The sequence below is a fragment of the Qipengyuania oceanensis genome (assembly GCF_009827535.1).
GTDB lineage: Bacteria > Pseudomonadota > Alphaproteobacteria > Sphingomonadales > Sphingomonadaceae > Qipengyuania_C > Qipengyuania_C oceanensis.
Map to the genome: position 1 here is coordinate 447098 of NZ_WTYN01000001.1, position 23122 is coordinate 470219.

General features: G+C 64.8%; 23 protein-coding genes. 10 read left to right on the forward strand and 13 right to left on the reverse strand.

The window, feature by feature from the left end; translation table 11 throughout:
- Window positions 1–3: 3 nt before the first annotated feature.
- Window positions 4–672, reverse strand: coding sequence for an HAD family hydrolase (locus tag GRI48_RS02180; RefSeq protein WP_160670766.1), 669 nt, complete (start codon window positions 670–672; stop codon window positions 4–6).
- A gap of 128 nt (window positions 673–800) precedes the next feature.
- On the opposite strand from GRI48_RS02180, the gene GRI48_RS02185 reads away from it, so the two are divergent.
- The 4 genes from GRI48_RS02185 (at window position 801) to GRI48_RS02200 (ending at window position 3948) form a co-directional block, all read left to right on the forward strand.
- Complete coding sequence (locus GRI48_RS02185) at window positions 801–1583, forward strand: succinate dehydrogenase iron-sulfur subunit (RefSeq protein ID WP_160670770.1); 783 nt, start codon at window positions 801–803, stop codon at window positions 1581–1583.
- Window positions 1584–1590: 7 nt separating this feature from the next.
- Window positions 1591–2049, forward strand: coding sequence for a PaaI family thioesterase (locus GRI48_RS02190; protein ID WP_160670773.1), 459 nt, complete (start codon window positions 1591–1593; stop codon window positions 2047–2049).
- Between the two features lie 7 nt (window positions 2050–2056).
- Entirely contained in the window at window positions 2057–3178 is a 1122-nt protein-coding gene (gene zapE / locus GRI48_RS02195) for a cell division protein ZapE (protein WP_160670776.1), read from the forward strand.
- A gap of 71 nt (window positions 3179–3249) precedes the next feature.
- On the forward strand, window positions 3250–3948 hold the full coding sequence (locus tag GRI48_RS02200) for a pirin family protein (protein ID WP_160670779.1): 699 nt from the start codon (window positions 3250–3252) through the stop codon (window positions 3946–3948).
- Window positions 3949–3991: 43 nt separating this feature from the next.
- Here GRI48_RS02200 and GRI48_RS02205 read toward each other — a convergent pair whose 3' ends face one another.
- Genes GRI48_RS02205 through GRI48_RS02215 form a run of 3 tightly spaced genes read right to left on the reverse strand, consistent with a single transcriptional unit; the run spans window position 3992 to window position 6987 of the window.
- Complete coding sequence (locus GRI48_RS02205) at window positions 3992–4201, reverse strand: hypothetical protein (RefSeq protein WP_160670782.1); 210 nt, start codon at window positions 4199–4201, stop codon at window positions 3992–3994.
- Window positions 4202–4237: 36 nt separating this feature from the next.
- On the reverse strand, window positions 4238–5464 hold the full coding sequence (locus tag GRI48_RS02210; RefSeq protein ID WP_160670785.1) for a pyridoxal-dependent decarboxylase, exosortase A system-associated: 1227 nt from the start codon (window positions 5462–5464) through the stop codon (window positions 4238–4240).
- Entirely contained in the window at window positions 5461–6987 is a 1527-nt protein-coding gene (locus GRI48_RS02215; RefSeq protein ID WP_160670789.1) for an acyl-CoA ligase (AMP-forming), exosortase A system-associated, read from the reverse strand. The genes GRI48_RS02210 and GRI48_RS02215 overlap by 4 nt, the downstream gene beginning before the upstream one ends.
- A gap of 111 nt (window positions 6988–7098) precedes the next feature.
- Here GRI48_RS02215 and GRI48_RS02220 point away from each other — a divergent pair, with 111 nt between their 5' ends.
- Window positions 7099–7410, forward strand: a complete 312-nt coding sequence (locus GRI48_RS02220; RefSeq protein WP_202389171.1) for an acyl carrier protein — start codon at window positions 7099–7101, stop codon at window positions 7408–7410.
- A gap of 1 nt (window position 7411) precedes the next feature.
- Here GRI48_RS02220 and GRI48_RS02225 read toward each other — a convergent pair whose 3' ends face one another.
- The 6 genes from GRI48_RS02225 to GRI48_RS02250 all read right to left on the reverse strand — a co-directional run bounded on the left by GRI48_RS02225 (window position 7412) and on the right by GRI48_RS02250 (window position 15471).
- Window positions 7412–8608 (reverse strand): class I SAM-dependent RNA methyltransferase, encoded by a 1197-nt coding sequence (locus tag GRI48_RS02225; RefSeq protein WP_160670792.1) that lies wholly within the window; start codon window positions 8606–8608, stop codon window positions 7412–7414.
- On the reverse strand, window positions 8605–10005 hold the full coding sequence (locus tag GRI48_RS02230; protein ID WP_337190752.1) for an NAD(P)H-hydrate dehydratase: 1401 nt from the start codon (window positions 10003–10005) through the stop codon (window positions 8605–8607). Before GRI48_RS02230 ends, GRI48_RS02225 begins: the two co-directional genes overlap by 4 nt.
- Window positions 10002–11855, reverse strand: a complete 1854-nt coding sequence (gene ilvD / locus GRI48_RS02235; protein WP_160670795.1) for a dihydroxy-acid dehydratase — start codon at window positions 11853–11855, stop codon at window positions 10002–10004. Before ilvD ends, GRI48_RS02230 begins: the two co-directional genes overlap by 4 nt.
- Before the next feature lie 81 nt (window positions 11856–11936).
- Entirely contained in the window at window positions 11937–12665 is a 729-nt protein-coding gene (locus tag GRI48_RS02240) for an N-formylglutamate amidohydrolase (protein WP_160670798.1), read from the reverse strand.
- Window positions 12662–13552: a 4-(cytidine 5'-diphospho)-2-C-methyl-D-erythritol kinase gene (locus GRI48_RS02245; protein ID WP_337190806.1), complete on the reverse strand. Its 891-nt coding sequence runs from the start codon at window positions 13550–13552 to the stop codon at window positions 12662–12664. Before GRI48_RS02245 ends, GRI48_RS02240 begins: the two co-directional genes overlap by 4 nt.
- Window positions 13553–13800: 248 nt before the next feature.
- The gene (locus GRI48_RS02250; RefSeq protein ID WP_237451694.1) at window positions 13801–15471 is read right to left on the reverse strand and encodes an electron transfer flavoprotein-ubiquinone oxidoreductase; all 1671 of its coding nucleotides are present in this window, start codon (window positions 15469–15471) and stop codon (window positions 13801–13803) included.
- A gap of 79 nt (window positions 15472–15550) precedes the next feature.
- Here GRI48_RS02250 and GRI48_RS02255 point away from each other — a divergent pair, with 79 nt between their 5' ends.
- The 5 genes from GRI48_RS02255 (at window position 15551) to GRI48_RS02275 (ending at window position 20581) form a co-directional block, all read left to right on the forward strand.
- Window positions 15551–16345 (forward strand): uracil-DNA glycosylase family protein, encoded by a 795-nt coding sequence (locus GRI48_RS02255; protein WP_160670804.1) that lies wholly within the window; start codon window positions 15551–15553, stop codon window positions 16343–16345.
- 11 nt (window positions 16346–16356) lie between these two features.
- Window positions 16357–18108, forward strand: a complete 1752-nt coding sequence (locus tag GRI48_RS02260) for a transglycosylase SLT domain-containing protein (protein ID WP_160670807.1) — start codon at window positions 16357–16359, stop codon at window positions 18106–18108.
- Window positions 18108–18635, forward strand: coding sequence for a molybdenum cofactor biosynthesis protein B (gene moaB, locus GRI48_RS02265; protein ID WP_160670811.1), 528 nt, complete (start codon window positions 18108–18110; stop codon window positions 18633–18635). Before GRI48_RS02260 ends, moaB begins: the two co-directional genes overlap by 1 nt.
- Window positions 18636–18684: 49 nt before the next feature.
- Window positions 18685–19773, forward strand: coding sequence for a PA0069 family radical SAM protein (locus GRI48_RS02270; RefSeq protein ID WP_160670814.1), 1089 nt, complete (start codon window positions 18685–18687; stop codon window positions 19771–19773).
- Between the two features lie 64 nt (window positions 19774–19837).
- Entirely contained in the window at window positions 19838–20581 is a 744-nt protein-coding gene (locus tag GRI48_RS02275) for a hypothetical protein (protein WP_160670817.1), read from the forward strand.
- A 3-nt stretch (window positions 20582–20584) separates the two neighbouring features.
- Here GRI48_RS02275 and GRI48_RS02280 read toward each other — a convergent pair whose 3' ends face one another.
- The 3 genes from GRI48_RS02280 to GRI48_RS02290 are packed head-to-tail and all read right to left on the reverse strand — an operon-like array spanning window position 20585 to window position 23115.
- Window positions 20585–21091: a GNAT family N-acetyltransferase gene (locus GRI48_RS02280; RefSeq protein ID WP_160670820.1), complete on the reverse strand. Its 507-nt coding sequence runs from the start codon at window positions 21089–21091 to the stop codon at window positions 20585–20587.
- On the reverse strand, window positions 21088–21522 hold the full coding sequence (locus tag GRI48_RS02285; RefSeq protein ID WP_160670823.1) for a DUF1330 domain-containing protein: 435 nt from the start codon (window positions 21520–21522) through the stop codon (window positions 21088–21090). The genes GRI48_RS02280 and GRI48_RS02285 overlap by 4 nt, the downstream gene beginning before the upstream one ends.
- Before the next feature lie 3 nt (window positions 21523–21525).
- Window positions 21526–23115, reverse strand: a complete 1590-nt coding sequence (locus GRI48_RS02290) for a long-chain fatty acid--CoA ligase (RefSeq protein ID WP_202389240.1) — start codon at window positions 23113–23115, stop codon at window positions 21526–21528.
- Window positions 23116–23122 lie beyond the last annotated feature (7 nt).

The window sequence follows — 23122 nt, forward strand, 5'->3', positions numbered from 1 at the left end:
CCGTCAATAGAAGGTCGCAACTTCCCATCCGCTGCCCTGGGCCTTGCGGCGAGCTTTCGCCGAGCCATTGACCAGCACCGCGCGGTCCGACCAGTCGAACAGCGGCGCATCGCTCGCGCTGTCGGAGTAGAACACGAAATCGGCCTCGGCCCGGGTCACGCCTTCTTCGGCGAGCGCTTCCTCCATGCGGGCAACCTTGGTCGCGCCGTAGCAATTGTCGCCGCGCAGCAGCACACGACCGTCACGCGTAACCTCGTGCCCGGTCGCGATCACGCGATCGAAGCCGAGCCGCCGGCCGATCTCTTCGGCATAAAACGCCATCGCTGCCGTCACCAGCCACAGCTCGCGACCTTCGGCGCGGTCCGCATCGATCGCGCGCGCAGCGCCCGGCGCGATCCATCCCGGTGTGATGTGGTCGACATATGCCCTGCCGAGCGCGAGTGCCTGTGCATCATTGGCGAGCCGTCCGACCATCAGGCGAAGGCCGAACTGCTTGAGCGCCCCCCTCGACCACAGCCCGAGCTTGTAGCCGCCCATCGCCAGCACCCACAGCGGCAGCAGGGCCACGTGCAGCGGCGACCGGCGGCGAGCAGCGAAGATCAGGAATGGAGTGAAGCTGGCATGGCGCAGCACCGTCTTGTCGAGATCGTATAGGGCGTAAAGGCGCTTCATCGACCGCACCCTTGGCGCGGCGTTGCGCCGCGTTCAAGACCACTGGCATTAAAAGCATTGCTGCCACGCTTGCCCTCGCCGCACGAGACGCTAGAGAGGGGCGCACAGCAAAGGATCACGGTCGACCCATGGCGCAATTCACGCTTCCGAAGAATTCCAAGATCACCGGCAAGACGCGCGAACATCGCGCGCAAGGCGGCGGGCGTGTCCGCAAGTTCAAGATCTATCGCTACGATCCCGACAGCGGCGAAAACCCCCGCTACGATACGTTCGAAATCGATCTCGACGATTGCGGACCGATGGTTCTCGACGCCCTCTTCAAGATCAAGAACGAGATCGACCCCACGCTCACCTTCCGCCGCTCCTGCCGCGAAGGTATCTGCGGGTCATGCTCGATGAACCTCAACGGGAAGAACGGGCTCGCCTGCACGACCGCGATCGAGGACCTCAATGGCGAGATCCGCATCACCCCGCTGCCGAGCATGGACGTGATCAAGGACCTGGTCCCCGATTTCACGCATTTCTACGCGCAATATGCCTCCATTCGGCCCTGGCTGCAGACCGTCAGCCCCACGCCGAGCGGCAAGGAACGTCTGCAAACCCCGGAACAGCGCGAGAAGCTCGACGGCCTTTACGAGTGCATCCTGTGCGCCTGCTGCTCGACCGCCTGCCCGAGCTACTGGTGGAACAGCGACAAGTTCCTCGGCCCCGCGATCCTGTTGCAGGCCTATCGCTGGCTGGCCGACAGCCGCGACGAGATGACGGGCGAGCGGCTCGACAGTCTCGAAGACCCTTTCCGTCTCTACCGCTGCCACACGATCATGAACTGCGCCAACGTCTGCCCCAAGGGTCTCAGCCCGGCGAAGGCGATCGCGGAAACCAAGAAGATGATCGCCGAACGGGCCATCTGATCGCGGCATGGCATTGCGCGACGAGGTATTCGATCACGGGCCCGACCCGGATAATCCGGGCTGGCGGAACTGGAACCTGCGCGACGAGACGCTGTTCAACGCGGCCGTCATGGGCAAGCTCATCACCCGTGTCGACGAAGACGGCAAATGCCGCCTGCGGATGTTTCCGGAACGCAGGCACACCAACCTCCAGGGGATCATCCACGGCGCGATCACCCTGTCGCTGATCGACATCGCACTGTTCGCGACAATGCACACGATCGGAACCGGCAATGCCGGCCCGTCGGTAACGCTGGAACTTTCCAGCCAGTTCATCGGCGGCGGCGATCCGGCGCGCCCGCTCGATGCCGTGACGGAGATCATGCGCGAAACCGGCAAGCTGGTGTTCGTGCGTGGCGAGGTCGTGCAGGGCGAGGATCGCGTCGCGGCGTATTCGGGCATCGTGCGCAAGTTCCTGCCACGATGATGCCGGCATGACCGGAATGCTCGCCCGCTACGATGCCCTGGTCGATGGCGGGGAACTGAAGCCGGACGAGGCACAGCGCGCAGCGGCGCAGGCGCTGGATGCTCTCCAGACCCGACTGGAAGAGACGAGGCCCGCAAAACGCGGCCTGCTGTCGTCGCTGTTCGGTTCCGACGAGAGCGCACCTCCGCGCGGGATCTACATGTGGGGCGGTGTCGGCCGCGGCAAGTCGATGCTGATGGATCTGTTCGTCGAGACGCTGGCGATCGAACGAAAGCGCCGCGTCCATTTCCATGCCTTCATGCTGGAAGTCGATCGCCTGATCCGCGAGGAGCGTGCCAAGGAAACGGGCGACCCGATCGCGCCTGTCGCCGCCCGCATCGCGCAAGGCGTGCGTTGCCTCGCCTTCGACGAAATGGTGGTCAACAACACCGCCGATGCGGCGATCATGAGCCGGCTGTTCACCGCCCTGATCCACGACGAGGGCGTGACCGTGGTTACCACCTCAAACCGCCCTCCCCGCGATCTCTACAAGGACGGGCTGAACCGATCGCTCTTCCTGCCTTTCATCGACCTCGTGCAGGCGCAGCTCGACGTGATCGAGCTGAACGGCCCGACCGATTACCGGCTCGACCGGCTCGGCGATCTAGACAGCTGGCACACGCCGCTTGGAGACGGGGCCACGGCACAGGTGCGCGAGGCGTTTTTCCGCCTGACCGACTACAAGCCCGAAGATGCCGAGCATGTCCCCAGCGGCGAACTGGACCTGGCCGGCGGGCGCCGGCTCCATGTACCGAAAAGCCTCAAGGGTGTCGGGGTTTTCAGTTTCAAGCGGCTGTGCGGCGAGAACCGCGGAGCGGCCGACTATCTGGCCATCGCGCAGGCGTTTCACACGGTGATCGTCGTCGGCATCCCGCGCATGGGGCCGGAAAACCGCAACGAGGCGATCCGCTTCACCAAGCTCGTCGACGCGCTCTACGAGAACAACGTCAAGCTGTTCGCCACCGCCGCAGCGGAGCCGGAAGACCTCTACGTAAGCGGCGATGGCGCCTTCGAGTTCGAGCGCACCGTCAGTCGCCTGAAGGAAATGCAGAGCAAGGACTACATGGAACTCGGCCACGGGGTCTCTTGAACGCGGCGGGCGTAACACCATATCATCGTCATTCCGGCGGACAAACTCTCCCCGCCGATGTGAGACTACCCATGATCGACGTTAGACCCTTCGGCTCGCTCGGCCACGCCGACCACGGCTGGCTCGACGCCCGTCACCATTTCAGCTTCGCCTCCTATCACGATCCCGAGCGCATGGGCTGGGGCGCCATCCGCGTCTGGAACGATGACACGATCGCGGCGCAAAGCGGCTTCCCGCCGCATCCGCACGACAACATGGAAATCGTCACCTTCGTGCGCACGGGCGCTATCACGCACAAGGATTCGCTTGGCAATCAGGGCCGCACGGCGGCTGGTGACGTCCAGGTCATGAGCGCCGGGACTGGGATCACCCATGCCGAGGTGAACCTGGAGAACGAAGCGACCACGTTGTTCCAGATCTGGATCATTCCCGATCGGCGCGGCGAAGCGCCCGGCTGGGGCCAGCGCGAATTTCCCAAGGCCAATCGCGACGGGGGATTCGAAGTGCTCGCCAGCGGCACGCCTGACGAAGGCGATGCGCTATCGATCCGCGCCGATGCCAGGATCGCGGCGGCGACGCTGAAGGCGGGCCAAACTGCGACGTGGTCGACCGAAGCTGCCCGTCATCCCTACCTTGTCGCACCGACCGGCAAGATCAGGGTGAACGGCGTCGAAGCCAATCCGCGCGATGGCGTTGCGATCACCGGCGAAAGCGAGATCGTCGTCGAGGCCATCGAGGACGCCGAAGTGGTGCTGGTCGACGCGCGCTAGGCGGCAACAGCGGGGCGAGGCGCGTGTCTCGCCCTGCGCTTTTTCAGCCGGCTGCCTGTCCCTCGATCCACTCGATCAGCATGGTCAAGGTATGGCGCAGCACCTGCTGCTGCTCGTCGATGCGGGCTTCGAGCGCTTCGATGCGCGCGCGGATTTCCGCATTGCCGTCAGAACCCAGGCCCAGGCGCAGGGCGTCCAGTTGCGCTTCGCCTTCGGCGAGCATTCGATCGAGATGGCACGGGTCGAGTTCCATGCCGCACGGCGTAGCGGCCAAGCGTAAAGATCGGCTTTAGACAAGCATCTCGCGCGCCGGACCCTGACCGAGGAAGCTGGCGGGAGAAGCGCTCGCGCCATAAGCCCCGGCGCAGAACACCGCGACCAGATCGCCGACGTCGGCGTACGGCAATTCTGCGGCATCGGCAAGCCGGTCGAGCGGGGTGCACAGGCACCCGACCACGTTGACCTCTTCGGCTGGCTCGGCTGCAAAACGGCTCGCAATCGCGACCGGGTAGTTGCGGCGAACCACTGTCCCGAAATTGCCCGAGGCGGCAAGCTGGTGGTGCAAGCCTCCATCGGTGACGAGATAGGTCACTCCGTTACTTTCCTTGCGATCGATCACGCGGGTCAGATACACTCCGGCCTCTCCCACCAGGTATCGCCCGAGTTCGAGGCACAGGTCGGTGCGGGCGAGCGATGCCGGCAGATCCGCGAGACGTCCATGAAGCGCTTCGCCCACGGCAGCGATGTCGAGCGGGCTATCGCCGGGAAAATAGGGAATGCCGAACCCGCCGCCCATGTTGAGCTTGGGCAACGGTATGCCGACTTCGTCCGACAAGCGCGCGGCGAGATCGAGGACATTGGCCTGAGCATCGATAATCGCGTCGGCCGACAAGGCCTGGCTGCCGGTGAAGATGTGAAAACCGCGCCATTCCGCCCTGCCCTCGATGATCGAGCGGACAAGTGCGGGGACGCGCTCCGCATCGACGCCGAAGGGCTTGGCCCCGCCTCCCATCTTCATGCCGGAGCCCTTGAGCTCGAAATCGGGATTGACCCGCACCGCCATCCGGGGCGTGCGCCCGATCCTTTCGGCGATGGCAAGCGTGCGTGCAGCCTCGCCCTCGCTTTCGCAATTGAGCGTGACGCCCGCGACCAGTGCTGCTTCGAGTTCATCGTCGCGCTTGCCGGGACCGGCAAAGCTGACCTTGGCGGGATCGATGCCGATCCGTTCGACCAGCTGCAGTTCTCCGCCAGAGGCGATGTCGAAGCCGTCGACCTGCCCGCGCATGTACGACAGCAGCGGCTCGAAGGGATTGGCCTTGATCGCGTAGTTTATGCCGACGCGCGCAGGCATGGCCGCTCGCAGATGGCTCAGCCGGGTGGCGATCCGGTCGCGTGCATAAACGAACAGCGGCGTGCCGCCTGCTTCCGCGACGAGATCGGATACCTTGCCGCCGCCAATCACCAGTTCGCCATCGCGGGAGACAAAGCCGGGTGGGATCGGGCCGAGCGGTTTCATGCCAAAGCTTCCTGCGCGATTTCGAGTTGCAGCGCCACCCGGTCGACCTTTCCATTGGGATTCTTCGGCATGGCTTCGCGCCAGTGGAACGCCCTAGGCTGCATGAAATTGGGCAATTCCCCCGAGAGATGCTTCGCAAGCGCAACCTCGTCCGCCGGATCGCCGCGCACCACCAGATGGATCGCCTGTCCGAGCCTGTCGTCAGTGACGCCGAGCGCCACCGCCTCGCGCGCGAAGCCACTGGCAAGCGCGGCGTCTTCAATCTCCTGCGGGCTGACGCGGTTGCCGGACGTCTTGATCATCGCATCGCGCCGTCCGGCAAAATACAGCAATCCATCGGCATCGCGGATTACCCGGTCGCCCGACCAGACCGCCGTTCCGCCGTACTCCGAAGACTGCGGGGCAGGCCTGAACCGTTCGGCCGTGCGCGCCCGGTCCTGCCAGTATCCCTGTGCCACCAGCGGTCCGCAATGGACGAGTTCGCCTTCCTGCCCGTCTGCGGTCTGCCTGCCATCATCATCGATTACGAGGACCTCGGCAAACGGTATCGCCCGGCCCATGCTGGTCGGATGATCGGCGACGAGGTCCGGCGGCAGATAGGTCGAGCGGAAGGCCTCGGTCAGGCCGTACATCGGATAGATGTCGCTGTCTGGGAAGATGCCAGCGAGTGCGTCGATCAGCCGGGGCGTGAGCGCACCACCGCTGTTGGTCAGGCGCCGCATCGAAGCGACCGCTTCTATCGGCCAGTCGATTTCCGTCAGTTGTGTCCACAGTGGCGGAACGGCTGCCAGCGTCGTGACACCGTGGCGCGCGCACGCCTTGGCGACGTCCTTGGGAAACAGGTAGTCGAGCGGGACGACACTGCCGCCTGCATACCATGTGGAAAGCAACTGGTTCTGTCCGTAATCGAAGCTGAGCGGCAGGACTGCCTGCGTGACGTCATCGCTCGCGAGTTCGAGATAATGCGCAACGCTTACCGCGCCGAGCCACATGTTCGCATGGCTGAGCATGACGCCCTTCGGGCGGCCGGTTGATCCGCTGGTGTAGAGGATCGCCGCCAGATCGTCGACATTCGCCTGCGACGGGTCCAGCCTTTCATCGACAGCCTGCAAAGCGAGCGCGAGGTCTTTTTCGCCCATCGCGCTGCAGCTTTCCGGCAGATCGTCGCCTTCCAGGCTGGCAAGTCGCGCCTCCGTCCCGATCAGCAGGCTTGCACCGCTGTCGGCCAGGATGTGCGCGACCTGAGCGCGTTTGAGCAGCGGATTGATCGGAACATGGACCAGCCCTGCCCGTGCGCAGGCGAGCGGCAGGAGACAGGCCGTTTCGGTCTTCGCGAGCCAGCTGGCGACCCGTCCGCCCGTTTCCGGTATCGCGCCCCGCAACCAGGCAGCCAGTCCAGCCGTACGCTCTTCCAGTTCGCGATAGGTCAGCACGCGGTCTTTCAGGACGAGTGCTGGCGCATTACCCGCTCCGCGAAGGGCGAGATGGTCGAGAGGTCGGGGGGTGGGATCGAGTGCAACCATTTAACCTTGGCTATCCCCGCACAAATGCTTGGATGCAAGCGCCTTGCAGCGTCTCGTGCCGGTCTGTATTGCGCGCCGGCGCGCCGCAACATGGGAGCAAAGCGACACGCGATGACCGGCAAGATTGCATCATCGAACATGGACGCGGCGCTGCCGCCTAGTCGGGCCGCGACCGACAACACCTTGCGGGCCGTGCTCGTCGACACGCTTGCGCTCGACGAGGCACAGGTGGCGGACTTCGAGGCCGATACCGGTCTTTTCGGACACCTCCCCGAACTCGATTCGATGGCGGTTGCCACTCTGTTGACCGAGATCGAGGATCGCTTCGACTTCACGATCGACGATGACGAAATCGACGGCGAGATGCTGGAAACCTATGGCGCGCTGCTCGCCTTCATCGAGATGAAGCTCGTAACGGACTGAATTACTTCACGAACTGGCTGGCGAGTTCGACGTGGGTCGACCACCGGAATTGCCCCACCGGCTTGACCCGTTCGAGGCGGTATCCGCCTTCCACGAGCCGCGCCGCATCGCGCGCCCAGCTCGCCGGGTTGCAGCTGACATAAACCACGCTGCCCACCGCGCTTTCGGCGATCCGCGTAATCTGCTCCCTCGCCCCCGCGCGTGGCGGATCGAGCAGGACGCCGGAAAACCGGTCGAGTTCCTCCGGCATCAGGGGATTACGGAACAAATCGCGATGGACCGGCACGACGCGATTGCCGCTGCGGCCGGCGGCGGATTTGCAAGCGAGGAAGGCGTCTTGGGCGGCTTCGGCGGCGAGAACCTTGCGCCCATCGGCGAGCGCAAAAGCAAAGGTGCCCAGACCGGAGAAAAGGTCGGCGATGATGCCGTCCGCCGGAAGCCACTGGCGCGCGCAGTCGACGAGGGTATCCTCGCCATCCTGCGTCGCCTGCAGGAAACCTTCCGACGGAAATCCGACCGGAACGCCCGAGAGGCTGACGGTCACCGGCTCCGGCTCCCACACCGCCTCCGGGCCATAGCCCAGATCGACCGTGAGCCGTGCCAGACCATTGTCGCGCGCGAAATCGAGCATCGCTTCGGTTTCTGAAAGACCGTCCATCGACAGGCCCTTGATGGAGCAGTCCACTCCCTGGTCGATCAGCGTCAACGAGATATCGGCCGCGAGCTTGCCCTTCCGCCGCGCGAGCATGGCCTTGAGCGGAGCGACCAGATCGAACAGCTCCGGCCGCAGGATATGGCATTCCTTCATCGCCACAATCCGGTGCGAGCCTTCCTCACGGAAGCCGATCACGACACCGCCTCCCGCGTTGGCGGCATGCAGGGTTGCACGCCTCCGGCTGCGCGGCGGGGAGAGATGCGCGGGCAGCACTTCGGCGCTCGTGACACCTTGCCCTGCGGCAGCATCGACGACGCGTGCGGTGACGAATTGCCGCAATGCCTCCTCGTCGGCATGCTGGAGCTGGCATCCACCGCATTGCGGGAAATGACGGCACGGCGGATCGACGTGGTGCGGCCCGCGCTCGATCGACCCGTCGGAGGCAAGCTGGTCGCCCGTCACCGTGCCGGGAACATGGCGGCCGGATGCCGTGACGCCATCGCCTTTCGCGGCGATGCGGATGATCGTTTCGGTAGTGCTCACAGGAAGCGCGCGTAGGCGCTCGAGACGGTTTCCGCCAGATCGTCGGCTGTGAAAGCGGGGCCGCACAAATGCGCCGCCTCCGAATGGAGAAAGACCGCTTCGCGCGCAGCCTGCGCCGGGTCGCCATGATGCGCCAGCCTACTCGCGGCGATTCCGGCAAGGACATCTCCGGTTCCCGCGGTCGATAGCCAGCTAGATGCCGGCGGAAAGAACTGGGCAGGCTCGCCGGGCGCTGCGAGAATGGTGTCGGCCCCCTTGGCTAGGACGGTCAGCCCACTTGCCTCAGCCAGTCGGCGGGCGGAATCGAGCTTGCTGTCGGCGCGGACTCCGAAGGTTTCGGACAGCTTCGCCAGTTCGCCTTCATGGGGCGTTACGACAATGCGCGACGCATCGGTCCCGTCCATTACCTGCTTGTCGAGCAGATGCAGGGCATCGGCATCGAGAACCTTGGCACAGTCTGCTTGCAGCGCTGCGACAAGCCGTGCTCGCGAGGCATCCGACCGACCGAGGCCCGGCCCAACGAGGATGGCATCGATGCGTTCGTCCGACAGCAGATCGGCCAGTTCGGCCCCGTCGATTACGAGACCCGCAGGTGCATCGGGATGAGAATGATCGCTCAGCAGCTTCACGTAGCCTGCGCCTGCGCGCATGGCCGCCTTGGCCGACAGCATGGCTGCACCCGGCATTTCGCCCGCCACGATCGTCAGCAGGCCGCGCGTGTACTTGTGCGCATCGGGCTCTGGAGCGCAAAGGCGGGGCCGCTCGACGACATGCGCCGCGCCCTCCACCTCGCCTATGCCGATATCGACCAGTTCGAGCCGCCCCATCTTCGAGCGCGCAGGCATGAGGCAATGCGCCTGCTTCCATGCGCCCAGTGCCAGCGTCAAATCATAGTGCGGAATGGGGGAAAGCACTCTGCCGCTGTCGCTTTCGACTCCGCTCGGCACATCGACGGCAGCAAGCTTGTGGTGTGTTTGCGCAAGGCCTTGCAGCAGCGATTGCAATTCATCGGACAGCCCGCGCGATAGGCCGTAGCCGAACAGGCAATCGACCAGTACTTCGCCGCGCACGCCCTCGCCCGTACCGCGAATTTCGCCTTCCCAGCTCTCTCGCGCCCGGGCAGCCGCTCCGTCCTTGGCATCGAAGGCTGATACGACGGTGACGTCGCAGCCGCTGTGCCTAAGGCTTCGGGCGATGACGTAGCCATCGCCGCCATTGTTACCGGGACCGCAGAGCACCGTGACCGGGCGCCCACCGGATATCCGCCAGACCCACCGGGCGGCGCCTTCGCCCGCGCGGCGCATCAATTCGTCCACCGAAACGCCCTCGTCGACCAATTCGGCCTCCGCGGCGCGCATCTGCTCGACCGTCAGAACCTGGTCGAGGCGAGCGCTCACCGGCTGAGCTGGTCGACGTCGCGGATCGCGCCCCTGGCGGCGCTGGTGGTCATCGCGGCATAGGCACGAAGGGCCGGCGAAACCTTGCGCGGCCGGTCCTCCACCGGCGTCCACGCCTCGTCGCCGCGCGCCTCCTGCGTTGCACGGCGCTCCGCCAGTTCCTCGTCGCTCACAGCGAGATGGATCATCCGGTTGGGTATGTCGATGTCGATCCGGTCGCCTTCGCGCACCAGCGCGATTTCGCCACCTTCGGCTGCTTCGGGGCTCACGTGGCCGATCGACAGGCCGGAGGTTCCGCCCGAAAAGCGCCCGTCGGTGAGCAGCGCACAAGCCGCGCCCAGGCCCTTCGACTTGAGGTAGCTCGTCGGGTAGAGCATTTCCTGCATGCCCGGCCCACCGCGCGGGCCTTCATATCGAATGACGACCACGTCGCCCTCGACCACCTGGCCGGTCAGGATCGCGGTCACCGCATCGTCCTGGCTCTCGTAGACCTTGGCAGTGCCGGAGAAGGTCAGGATGCTCTCGTCGACCCCCGCGGTCTTCACGATGCAACCGTCCCGCGCGATGTTGCCATAGAGAACGGCGAGCCCGCCATCCTGGCTGAATGCATGTTCGGCGCTGCGGATCACGCCGCCCTCGCGGTCGAGATCGAGCTCGGCCCAGCGGCGATCCTGGCTGAAGGCCGTCTGCGTCGGCACGCCGCCCGGCGCTGCGGAAAAGAATTCGCGCACTTTGTTGTTCTGGGTGCGGCCAATGTCCCAGTCGTCGAGCGCGTCGGCCATGGTCGGGCTGTGCACTGTCGGCAAGGCAGTGTGGAGGAGGCCCGCCTTCTCCAGTTCTCCCAGGATAGCCATGATCCCGCCGGCGCGATGGACATCCTCCATGTGGACGTCGCTCTTTGCCGGGGCGACCTTCGATAGACACGGCACCTTGCGGCTGAGCCGGTCGATGTCCGACATGGTGAACTCGACGCCTGCCTCGTGTGCGGCTGCCAGCAAATGAAGCACGGTGTTGGTCGAACCGCCCATGGCGATATCCAGGCTCATCGCGTTCTCGAAAGCCTCGAAGGTCGCGATGGAGCGCGGCAGCACGCTCTCGTCATTCTCGTGATAGTAACGCTTGGCGAGAGCCACCACGAGCCGCCCCGCCCGCTCGAACAGCTGCTTGCGATCGGCGTGGGTCGCCAGTGTCGAGCCGTTGCCGGGCAGCGAGAGGCCGAGCGCCTCGGTCAGACAATTCATCGAATTGGCGGTGAACATGCCGCTGCACGATCCGCAGGTCGGGCAAGCCGAGCGCTCGATCTCGGCGACCTGCTCGTCGGTGTAACTTTCGTCGGCCGCGGCAACCATCGCGTCCACCAGGTCGAGCGCCACTTCCTTGCCGTCGAGCACGACCTTGCCCGCCTCCATCGGTCCGCCGCTGACGAACACCACCGGGATATTGATCCGCATCGCGGCCATCAGCATGCCCGGCGTGATCTTGTCGCAGTTGGAGATACAGACCATCGCGTCGGCGCAATGGGCGTTGACCATGTACTCGACGCTGTCGGCGATCAGGTCACGGCTCGGCAAGCTGTAGAGCATCCCGTCGTGCCCCATGGCGATCCCGTCATCGACGGCAATGGTGTTGAATTCCTTGGCGACGCCGCCTGCCGCCTCGATCTGGCGCGCGACCAGCTGGCCCAGGTCCTTGAGGTGGACGTGCCCCGGCACGAACTGCGTGAAGCTGTTGACCACCGCGACGATCGGCTTGCCGAAATCGTCGTCCTTCATCCCCGTCGCGCGCCACAACCCCCGCGCGCCCGCCATGTTGCGGCCATGGGTGGAAGTCTTGGAGCGAAGGTCGGGCATGATCGGATCTCGGGTGGCTGGTTTCTCCGCCCAACACTAGGCTATCGCCGCCCCCTGTCGAAAGGGAAAAACTTTAGCGCGCTACAGGCTCTTGAGCGCGAGCGCGGTCCGGTTGGCAATATCGGCGAGCAAGGCCGCCCAGCGGGCCTGCTGCGCCTTGTTCGCGATCTGGTCCTGCCGCACCTCCACCGCGATGTAGGGGCGGCCGTGCGCCTCGGCGTGGCGGTTCATGGTCGCGTTGAGTTCCTTGCCCGAATAGGGCTCGTTTTCGCCCACGGTCAGGCCCTCTTCGCGCAGCAGCCGGATCGCCTGCCGCGCGGCCTCGCCATGTTCGTTGTAGAGCAGCGCGACTTCCCACGGCCGTTCCTCGTCGCTGGTTTCGAGGCTGGGCGTGAAACTGTGAAGCGAGACGATCAGTTCGGGCCTTGCAGCGTCGAGCCACTCGGCCAGGGCCGCGTGATAGGGCCGGTGATAGAGTTCGAGCCGCCTTTCGACATCGGCCCCGATATTGCCGGGAATGGTGTGGCCGTCGCTCGACATGGGGACCACCGACGGATTATCTTCCTCGCGATGAAAGTCGCAGACCAGCCTGCTCACGGTGGCGAGGTGGGCGGCAATGCCGTGCCGGCGCGCGAGCCGCTCGGCTACGCCATCGACCCCGATGTCGAGCGCGATGTGCTCGTTCATGAGGTGGGCGGGCACACCCAGTTCGATGCCGTCGGGCACGTAGTTGGATGCATGGTCTGCCACGCAGACGATCCGCCCGGGCACCAGTTCTCCGACCTGTCGGTAAGGCAAGCCGTCGATCATCTGAGTTTCCCTTTCATCTGCCACCAGTCCGGCTGATCGCGCGCGATCGCCTCGGCGGCCGCATCGGCCTGTGCGACGTTTTCGTAGAGCGCGAAGCAGGTCGCGCCCGAACCGGACATACGGGCGAGAAACGGCGAAGTTCCGCGCAGCGCGGCGAGGACTTCCGCTATTTCAGGCACGAGCGCTATGGCAGGCACCTGGAGGTCGTTGCGCCCGGCAAGAGCGATGGTGCGCGCATCGCCCTGCGGCATAGCCCCCAGGTCCTCGCCGTCCCATCCAGCGAACACCGGGCCGGTGCCGAGAGGGATGCGCGGATTGACGAGGAGGACAGGCGTGCCGGCGAGGCTGTCGTCTGCCGGTTCCAGCTCGGTCCCCGTACCGCGCCCGATGCAGGTGCGGCTCTCGACACAAGCCGGGACGTCCGCGCCGAGCTTTGCTGCACGCGTCTGCCAGTCTTCCGGCAGGCCATGCAGTTCGCGCACGATCCGGAAAACCGCCCCGGCATCCGCAGACCCGCCACCCAGCCCCGCTGCGACTGGCAGGTTCTTCTCGAGCGTGATGGCAAGCCCGCCCGGCCGCGGCAGAGCGCCCAGCGCCCGCATTACGATATTGTCGAACGGATCGGTCAGCGCTCCCGCAAACTCGCCCACCACGCGCAATTCGTCCTGGGCCGAGCCGGACGCCTCCAGCTCGTCCCCCGCATCGACGAAGGCGAACAGCGTCTCCAGCTCGTGATACCCGTCTCCCCTTCGCGCCCGAACATGCAGCGCGAGGTTGATCTTGGCGTATGCGGTTTCGCGCAACTTCCTTGCTACTTTCTCTCTTGCCGCAAACGGCGTCTTATCCGCGCTTTGGTAGCACTCTCGGAGTGACGGTAATCCTGCGATAGCGAATGCCGCGTCTGGCGATCGTAAAGCGCGTCGCTAGCTCTTGCGAGGCGAACGCCGCGCCAGATGACAAAGCAAGTCCACACCAATGCGAAACCCATCGCTGGCCAGAACCACCATCTACCAAGGACTGGGACACCCAAGAAAGGTAAGATGCTGACCGCGGCCAGAATCTTATTACCCGATGCCCCAACCCAACAGCGATCCACCCACCACCGCAATCTGAGGTATGGGCTCATCCCGCCAGATCACATATTCGGATAATTCGGCCCGCCGCCGCCCTCGGGCGTCGTCCATTCGATGTTCTGGTTGGGGTCCTTGATGTCGCAGGTCTTGCAGTGGACGCAGTTCTGCGAGTTGATCTGGAACTTGGGCTCCTTGCCTTCCTCGATGATCCACTCGTACACGCCCGCCGGGCAATAGCGGTTCGACGGGCCGGCATATTCGCCCAGCTCGCTTTCCCGCTGCAAATCCAGATCGCAGACCTTGAGGTGGTTACGCTGGTCCTCGGCGTGGTTGGTGAAGCTGAAGGCCACGTTCGTCAGCCGGTCGAAGGTCAGTTCGCCATCGGGCTTGGGATACGCGATCGGCGAATAGAGATCCGCGCGGCGCAGGTGCTCGTAATCCGGCTCGTGCTTCATCGCGATCGGCAGCCCGATCTTGAGATAGCGCATCCACATGTCGATCCCCGCGACGATCGTGCCGAAATCCTCGCCGAACTTCGCCACCGCAGGCTCGGCATTCTGGACCAGTTTCAATTCGTCGGCGATCCAGCTCGAGCGGACGGCGGAATCGTATTCCATCAGCTCGGTCTTCTCCTTGCCTGCGGAAATGGCCGCTGCCACGCTTTCGGCAGCCAGCATCCCGCTCTTCATGGCGGTATGGCTGCCCTTGATGCGCGGTACGTTTACGAAGCCTGCCGCACACCCGATCAGCGCGCCGCCCGGGAAGGCGAGCTTCGGGACGGATTGCCACCCGCCTTCGTTGATCGCGCGCGCGCCATAGGCCACGCGCTTGCCGCCTTCGAGATATTCGCGGATCGCCGGATGCGTCTTCCACCGCTGGAATTCCTGGTAGGGCGACACGTAGGGATTCGCGTAATCGAGCGCGGTAACGAAGCCGAGCGCGACCTGGCCGTTCGCCTGGTGGTACAGGAAGCCTCCGCCCCAGCTCTCGCTTTCCGACAAGGGCCAGCCCTGGGTATGGATCACCCGCCCCGGAACGTGCTTGTCGGCCGGAATGTCCCACAGCTCCTTGATGCCGAGGCCGTAGATCTGCGGCTGGCAATCCGCCTCCAGGTCAAAGCGCGCCTTCATCTTCTTGGTCAGGTTGCCGCGCGCACCTTCGGCGAAGAGCGTGTACTTGGCGTGGATTTCCATGCCCGGCTGGAAATCGGGTTTGTGGCTGCCGTCCGCCGCCACGCCCATGTCCTGGGTGATGACGCCGGCGACCGCGCCGTCTTCGCCGATGATGACGTCCGCCGCCGGAAATCCCGGGAAGACCATCACGCCGAGCGCTTCGGCCTGCTCGCCGAGCCAGCGGGTCATGTTGCCGAGCGAGCCGGTGTAGCAGCCCTTGTTCGAGAGGAAGGGCGGCATGATGAGGTGCGGCATCGAGTACTGCTTGCCCTCGGTCAGCACCCAGTGCCAGTTGTCGGTCACCGGCGTTTCCGCCATCGGGCAGCCCATGTCGCGCCATTCCGGGAACAGTTCGTTCAGCGCCTTCGGATCGACGACCGCGCCCGACAGGATATGCGCGCCGATCTCCGAACCTTTTTCCAGCACCACGACCTCGAGGTTCTCGTCGATCTGCTTGAGACGGATCGCGGCGGAAAGGCCAGCCACGCCTCCGCCGATGACGACCACGTCGCAAGGCATCGACTCACGCTCAATCGTCTCGGCGACAGTCTCGGTGCTCATGGATAAGTCCCTTGTTGATTCAAAATGCCGCTACGCCTTGATTGCTGGCGGTTGAGAGGTCAAGACATAGCCACCGACCATGATGGCAGAAAACTCCCGAAAACACGGCTCGAGCCGCTTTGCCGACGAGCTGGGAGCAGCGCTCGACTGGTGGCGCGATGCGGGCGTCGACACCGGCTTCAGCGACGAGCCGATCGACCGGCTGGCAGAAGCGGCGGCCGAGCGGGAAGATGCCGTGCCCGCGCCGACGCCCGCGGTCCCGCCGCTGCCGATTGGCGACGGGCAGACGGGCGCGCACTCCAGCGCGCAGCCGCAGCAGATCGGCGGCGAGCCTTCGGCCTGGCCGAGCGACCTCGCCACTTTCCGGCAATGGTGGATGGATGACCCGAGCGTCGAGGCGGGAGGAACGGGTCCGCGGATTGCGCCGCGAGGGGCAGGCGGTGCGGAACTGATGGTGCTGGTCGCACAGCCTGGACCGGAGGATCGCGAGAACTTGCTCGAAGGGCGTCATGGACAGCTGCTGGCGGCTTTCCTGCGCGCGGCGGGTGTCGATGAGAACGGCATCTACCTCGCCAGCGCCCTGCCCCGCAGCATCGCGATGCCTGACTGGGCTGGATTGCAGGCACGCGGCCTCGGCGAACTGGCGAAGCATCACGTTGCGCTCGCCGCCCCACGGCGGCTTTTGATCCTCTCACGCAACATCCTGCCGCTGATGGGACACGATATGGCGCAAGGCCCTCACCTGCTGACTCGCGAACACGGCATGACGCGGGATGTGCCGGTGCTGGCCGCCGCGGGGCTCGAAGAGTTGCTGCGTTCAGGCAAGAGGCGTCAACGCTTGTGGCAGGACTGGCTCGACTGGACCGCCGATTGAGGGAAATTCACATGGGTCGTCTTACCGTTCTTGCGCTGGCTGCCGGACTAATCGTTTCCGCCACGCCTGCGCTGGCACAGCAGCAGCCCTCGCTCGGCTCCGCGCCGGTACGGGTGAACCAGAACGTGCCCGCCGTCATGTCGACAGACGAACGCGCGTTCTATCGCAGCCTGTTCGGTGCGATCGATCGCCAGAGCTGGACGGAAGTGCAAGCCATGCTCGCCCAGCGCCCCGATGGCCTGCTGACCGGCATGGCCACCGCGGAATTCTACCTGCACCGAAACAGCCCGCGGGTCGAACTGCCGCAGATCGAGGCGTGGCTTGCGAACAATCGCAACCTGCCCCAGGCCGAGCAGATGGTGCTGCTGGGACAGAAGCGCGGTCTCTCCCAGGCGCCCTACCTTCCCGAAGCGAGCAAGTTCACCTGGCAGGGCAGCGCGCCGCTCAGGACCAAGCCACGGCCGACCAACGACGGCACCATGCCTGCCGAGATCGCATCGGCGATCGAAGACCGGATCAAGAATGACGATCCTTCCGGCGCGCGCCTGCTGCTCGATGGCATCGATGCATCGCTCAGCAGCGCGGCGCGAGCCGAATGGCGCCAGCGCGTCGCGTGGAGCTATTACATCGAGAACCAGGACGCATCGGCTTATGCCATGGCGCAGACCGCGTTACAGGGCAGCGGACCTTGGGTCGCGGAAGCGGACTGGACGGCCGGCCTTGCGGCGTGGCGGATGAACGATTGCGCCGATGCCGCGACCTCCTTCAAGCGGGCCGCGGCTGGCTCGGACAATGTCGAACTGCGGACCGCGGCGCATTACTGGGCGAGCCGGGCGCTCGTCCGCTGCCGCAAGCCCGGCGAAGCGCAGGACGAACTGCGCCGAGCAACCGGTTACGACGAGACGCTTTACGGGATGCTGGCGGCAGAGCAGCTCGGCCAGACCCTCCCTAACCGAGCGGTGTCGACACGGTTCGACGGTGACGACTGGCGTCAGCTGGCTCGCGAACAGAATATCCGGATCGCCGTGGCGCTCACGGAGATCGGCCGCGACGGCCTTGCGGACGAGGTCCTGCGCCACCAGGCCAAGATCGGCAATCCCTCCGATTTCGACGAGATCTCGAGACTGGCCCGCGCGATGGGGCTGCCGGCGACCCAGCTCTATCTTGCCCACAACGCCCCTCGCGGCGCGAAGAGCGATCCGGCGCTGCGGTATCCGACCGCCAGCTGGGAGCCAGCGAATGGCTGGCGGGTGGATCCCGCTCTCGCCTTTGCCCACACGCTGCAGGAATCGCGGTTCCAGACCAGCGCGATCAGCCCGGCCCAGGCACGCGGCCTGATGCAGATCACCCCGATCACGGTGCGCCAGCATGCCCCGCGCATCGGCCTCAGCGCCACCTACGACGATCTCGACGATCCTCGTATCAATCTCGCATTCGGCCAGCAGAACCTTGAAATGCTAAGAGATTCCGGCGCGACCCAAGGCAAGCTCCCGAAGATCATGGCCGCCTACAACGCGGGCCTCACCCCGATCACCCGCTGGAACAGCGAGGTACGCGACCAGAACGATCCGCTGCTCTACATGGAATCGATCCCCTACTGGGAAACGCGCAGCTACGTTGCCATCGTGATGCGCAATTACTGGATGTATCAGCGCCAGGCCGCGCTGGAATCGGACAGCCGCAAGGCACTGGCCGGCAATGCCTGGCCCCTGTTCCCGCGTGCAACCGACAGCAACCGTCGCACGATGGAGGCCCGTTACTGATGGCGATCGACGAAAGCCGGACTTTCAAGCCCATCAATATCGCCGTGCTGACCGTCTCGGACACGCGGACCGAAGCCGACGACACATCCGGCGACATCCTCGCCCGGCGCGTTACCGACAAGGGCCACAATCTCGCGGCCCGCGCCATCGTCCGCGACGATGCGGACGCGCTGGTCGAACATCTCTATCGCTGGATCGCCGATCCCCAGATCGACGCGATCGTTTCGACAGGCGGAACCGGGTTGACCGGGCGCGACGTAACGCCCGAAGCGCTCGACCGCATAAAGGACAAAGACATTCCCGGCTTCGGCGAACTGTTCCGCTGGGTCAGCTTCAACACCATCGGCACCAGCACGGTTCAAAGCCGCGCGCTCGCGGTGCTGGCCGGCGGAACCTACATCTTCGCACTTCCAGGATCGAACGGTGCGGTCAAGGACGGCTGGGACAACATCCTCGACGAGCAACTCGATAGCCGCAATCGTCCGTGCAACTTCGTCGAACTGATGCCCCGCCTGAAGGAAACCTAGGCGCTTTCTCCTTCTTGCGCCGGAAGTTTGTTCTCCGTATGTTCCGTCCATGTCGGAGTCGGAGCCAGTACATCGTGTAAAGGGCCGCGGCGCCCAGTCGGGTGCGGTTCCCCAGCGCTTCGGGCTGGCCGATCGGCAGGTCGACGGTGACTGGCGGGACCACGTGGCATTGCTCGACGGGCCACCGGTCAACCTCCGGACCACCGTGACCGAAGAGCGTCCCAAGACAATCATCAGCTTCAACCAGTCGCCGGACATATTCTTCGATCGTTCGATCAACGCTTATCGTGGTTGCGAGCACGGATGCGTCTATTGCTTTGCCCGCCCGACCCATGCGTACCACGACCTCTCGCCGGGCCTCGACTTCGAGACGAAGCTCTTCGCCAAGCCCGATGCACCTCGCCTGCTGCTCGAGACGCTGGCGCGCCCGAAATATAGGCCTGCCCCGATCGCTATGGGGACGAACACCGATCCTTATCAGCCGATAGAGGGTCGCTACGCGATTACGCGCAAGCTCCTGGAGATCTGCCTCGAAACCCGCCATCCGGTGACGATCACGACGAAATCGGACCGGGTGTTGCGAGATCTCGACCTGTTGACCGAGATGGCGGAGCACGATCTCGTGGCGGTGGCGATTTCAGTGACGACGCTCGACCCGGTACTCTCAGGCAAGCTGGAACCGCGCGCAAGTTCCCCCGAAAAGCGATTGACAGCTCTGGAGAAACTGGCGCAAGCGGGGATCCCCTCGCATTGCTCGGTCGCGCCGGTCATTCCAGCGATAACCGACGAGTTCATGGAGGGGATCGTGGCACGCGCCGGGGAAATCGGCGTCGGCTCCGTCGGCTGGATACCGCTGCGCCTTCCCCACGAAGTCGCGCCGCTGTTCCGCGAATGGCTCGCCGTCCATTTCCCCGAACGTGCAGGAAAGGTGATGAGCATCGTCCGCTCGATCCGCAACGGCCGCGACAACGACCCGCAGTTCTTCAGCCGGCTTCGCCCGACCGGTGTCTGGGCCGAACTTTTCCGGGCGCGCTTCATGCTGGCGCAGAAACGCGCCGGCCTGCGCAAAGTCCGGTTGGAATTGGACTGTTCCAGGTTCCGCCGGCCATCGAGCGATGGGCAGCTGGTCCTGATCTGACACGAGTATTCGCCAGCCTACTGGTCACGGGCCGCCGCTATGGTACAAGGCGGCTGACAGGATTGTGGGGATCCGCAAAGTGCTGAGCCGGGCAACAAGCCGAGACATCGACGACGACGAGGAGGTTCGCGATCCCGCAGGGCGCGGGCTGGCCGTGTTTACGTTCGGGCTGATCGGCCTCGCGCTGGCGGGCCTCATTACCGATACGATCATCCGCACCCGGGCCATGCAAGCCGATCCGGATGGCTATCCGGTACGTCTGATCCTTCCAGAAGCCCTGGTGACGATCGCCAACCGGCCTCCGCCGGTCCTGCTGGGCGAGAATGTCGAACTGGTGTCGGATGCGCTGGCGCAAGCCGACGAGAACGGCACGACGCCCCCCGCGCTCGATATCCTGAACCCGGACCCCGGCGCCTTCGAACGCGCTTTCGGAAGCGAGCCTGTCCGCACGGCAGCAAGGCCGGAGGCCAGGCCGATCCCGAAGCCCGGCAGGGACGGGATGCTCAAGATCGACTTCGACCTGCAGGGTGGCGCGCAGTCCTCGCGCGCGATCGCGGTCGACAAGCCCGTGGCGATCGGCGGAAGCAGTGGCGGCAAACTCGCAATCCGGATCGACGGGGCAGCGCAGATTTTCGCCAATCGCGGACAGGTCGCCTCGCTGATCGAAGGGCAGGATGCCGCCAAGGCGGAGAGAGTCCGCACCGCCTCGTCCGACGAATACCTCAGCTTCACCCAGCTACGCGATCTGGGGGTCAACATCCGCTATGATCCGAGCGCCGACCGGATCGTCATCCCGACCGATGGATAGCGTTCAACCGCGCAGGTCCCTCTGCATGTAGACGGTGTCGAGCAGCCGGCCGAACTTGTAACCGACTTCGCGCATGCGGCCCGCCTCGACGAAACCGCATTTGCGGTGGAGCGCCACGCTGGCGGGCTCCCCACCTCCGATCACGCCGATCATTTGCTGGAAACCTGCCGATGCTGCCGCATCAGCGAGTGCGTCCAGCAACTGCGTCCCGATTCCTGCTCCGCCTCGCCCGGGCGCCACGTAAATGCTGTCTTCGCAAGTATGGGAATAGGCTGCGCGGTCGCGAAATTGCGTCGCGTAGGCATACCCGACGAGTTCGTCGGCCTGTTCCGCAACGAGATACGGCCAACCGCGATCGAGAATATGGCTGATCTTCTCTCGCCAGAATGCCTCCGACGGCGGCTCCGTATCGAAAGTCGCGGTGCCGTTCACCACGTGATGGGCGTAGATCGCGGTGATGGCGGGCGCATCGGTCGCAAGGGCTGACCGGATGCGAAGCGTACTGCTCACCCGAAACCGTCGCCGCCCTCGCCCGGCTTGAAGCGCATTAGGCGGCTGTCGACCAGTGCAGCGGTCCGGTTGACCACCGCCAGCTGGTATTCCGGGTCCTTGATCATCTCGAAGAATGCCGCCGACCCGGGGTACTGCGCGACGAAGCCGTCGTCCCAATGCTTGTCCGAAGGTCCGGTGACCATAGCCTCGAAGGTTCCGCGCCAGACAATCGATCCGCCGACCCGGCGGAAAATGGGCCCGCTGGTCTTGCCGTATTCCTCGTAGGCCCGCCGACCGCTCCAGCCCTTTCCATGATGTTCGTGTCCGGCGGGATACTCGGCCTGCTCGCGGTAGCGCAGCAGATTGAGCATGTGGATCGGCTCGTCGCGCGGGAGTTCCTTGAAAGCCTGGAAACCTTCAGGCGTCGGATCGATGTAGAATTCGGCCATCGCTCAGGCGTCCGCCAGCTTATAGTCGGAGAACCGGTCCCGCAGATCCTTCTTGGAGATCTTGCCGGTGGCGGTGTGCGGGATATCGTCGACGAATTCGACCGCGTCGGGCAACCACCACTTGGCGACCTTGTCCGACAGGAATGCGATCACGCTCTCGGCGTCGATCTCCTGGCCTTCCTTCTTGACCACGAACAGCACCGGCCGTTCGTCCCACTTGGGATGATACATGCCGACTGCCGCGGCCTCGGCAACTCCCGGATGGCCAACGGCGGCGTTCTCGAGCTCGACCGAGCTGATCCATTCGCCGCCCGACTTTATCACGTCCTTCGTGCGATCGGTCAGTTGCAGGGTGCCGTCGGGATGGATGATCCCGACGTCGCCCGTGTCGAACCAGCCGTCCGCGTTGGTCGCGTCCTCTTCCGCCTTGAAATAGCGCTTGATGACCCACGGCCCGCGCACCTGCAGCGCGCCCGAAGTCTTGCCGTCGCGCGGCAGCGGCGTGGTCATGTCGTCAAGATCGACGACGCGCAATTCGACTCCGAAGACAGGGCGACCCTGCATCGCGGTCTTGTCGACCTTCTCTTCGAAAGTGAGCTGGTCCCAGTCCCAGGTCGGGCCACCGACCGTGCCGATGGGCGAAGTTTCGGTCATGCCCCATGCGTGCTGCACGCGGGTCCCGTTCCTCATCAGCCGCTCGATCATGAAGCGCGGGCAGGCCGACCCGCCGATCGTGGCGGCCTTGAGCGGCGGCAGGTCGATGCCTTCCTTATCGCAATACTGGAAATGCGCGAGCCACACCGTCGGAACGCCGGCGCTGTCGGTCACGCCTTCGCGCATCATCAGTTCGTGGAGAACTGCGGGCTCGTTGACGGCGGAAAAGACGAACTTGATGCCCGCCATGGCGCCGGCATAGGGCAGGCCCCAGCTTGCCGCGTGGAACATCGGCACCACCGGGAGCATCACCGACGAAGAGCTGAAATTGAACGAGGACGGCTGCAGACCCGCCATCGCGTGCAGCACCGTGGAGCGGTGCTCGTACTGTACGCCCTTGGGATTACCGGTCGTGCCGCTGGTATAGCAGATCATGCACGGCTCGGTTTCCTCGCCGGTGACCCACTCGAAATCGCCGTCCTGCTCGCCGATCCAGTCCTCGAACGATGGCGAGTGCTCACCGGAATCGTAGCAGATGTAATGTTCGACCGTGGTCCACTTGTCGCGCATCCGGTCGACGATCGACTGGAAAGCGGCGTCATAGCACAGGACCTTGTCCTCGGCGTGATTGACGATGTACTCGAGCTGGTCGTCGAACAGGCGCGGATTGACGGTGTGAAGCACCCCGCCCATCCCTGCAACGCCGTACCAGCTGACCAGATGTCGCGAATGGTTCATGGCAAGGCTGGCAACCTTGTCGCCCTTGCCGAGACCAAGCGCTTGCAGCGCCTGAGCCATCTTCAGCGCATCCGTGCGGATCCCGCTCCAGGTCGTGCGGGTTTCGCTGCCATCGGCCCAGCGCGACACGATCTCGCGATTGCCGGCCTCGCGCGCGGCGTGGTCGATCACATGCGTAACACCCATGGTCCAGTCCTGCATGGCACCC

Bases quoted from the DNA above. Each gene is read 5' to 3' on its own strand.
- GRI48_RS02180 (WP_160670766.1), bottom strand. From the start codon at position 672: ATGAAGCGCCTTTACGCCCTATACGATCTCGACAAGACGGTGCTGCGC.
- GRI48_RS02185 (WP_160670770.1), top strand. From the start codon at position 801: ATGGCGCAATTCACGCTTCCGAAGAATTCCAAGATCACCGGCAAGACG.
- GRI48_RS02190 (WP_160670773.1), top strand. From the start codon at position 1,591: ATGGCATTGCGCGACGAGGTATTCGATCACGGGCCCGACCCGGATAAT.
- zapE (WP_160670776.1), top strand. From the start codon at position 2,057: ATGACCGGAATGCTCGCCCGCTACGATGCCCTGGTCGATGGCGGGGAA.
- GRI48_RS02200 (WP_160670779.1), top strand. From the start codon at position 3,250: ATGATCGACGTTAGACCCTTCGGCTCGCTCGGCCACGCCGACCACGGC.
- GRI48_RS02205 (WP_160670782.1), bottom strand. From the start codon at position 4,201: ATGGAACTCGACCCGTGCCATCTCGATCGAATGCTCGCCGAAGGCGAA.
- GRI48_RS02210 (WP_160670785.1), bottom strand. From the start codon at position 5,464: ATGAAACCGCTCGGCCCGATCCCACCCGGCTTTGTCTCCCGCGATGGC.
- GRI48_RS02215 (WP_160670789.1), bottom strand. From the start codon at position 6,987: ATGGTTGCACTCGATCCCACCCCCCGACCTCTCGACCATCTCGCCCTT.
- GRI48_RS02220 (WP_202389171.1), top strand. From the start codon at position 7,099: ATGACCGGCAAGATTGCATCATCGAACATGGACGCGGCGCTGCCGCCT.
- ilvD (WP_160670795.1), bottom strand. From the start codon at position 11,855: ATGCCCGACCTTCGCTCCAAGACTTCCACCCATGGCCGCAACATGGCG.
- GRI48_RS02240 (WP_160670798.1), bottom strand. From the start codon at position 12,665: ATGATCGACGGCTTGCCTTACCGACAGGTCGGAGAACTGGTGCCCGGG.
- GRI48_RS02250 (WP_237451694.1), bottom strand. From the start codon at position 15,471: ATGAGCACCGAGACTGTCGCCGAGACGATTGAGCGTGAGTCGATGCCT.
- GRI48_RS02255 (WP_160670804.1), top strand. From the start codon at position 15,551: ATGATGGCAGAAAACTCCCGAAAACACGGCTCGAGCCGCTTTGCCGAC.
- GRI48_RS02260 (WP_160670807.1), top strand. From the start codon at position 16,357: ATGGGTCGTCTTACCGTTCTTGCGCTGGCTGCCGGACTAATCGTTTCC.
- moaB (WP_160670811.1), top strand. From the start codon at position 18,108: ATGGCGATCGACGAAAGCCGGACTTTCAAGCCCATCAATATCGCCGTG.
- GRI48_RS02270 (WP_160670814.1), top strand. From the start codon at position 18,685: ATGTCGGAGTCGGAGCCAGTACATCGTGTAAAGGGCCGCGGCGCCCAG.
- GRI48_RS02285 (WP_160670823.1), bottom strand. From the start codon at position 21,522: ATGGCCGAATTCTACATCGATCCGACGCCTGAAGGTTTCCAGGCTTTC.
- GRI48_RS02290 (WP_202389240.1), bottom strand. From the start codon at position 23,115: ATGCAGGACTGGACCATGGGTGTTACGCATGTGATCGACCACGCCGCG.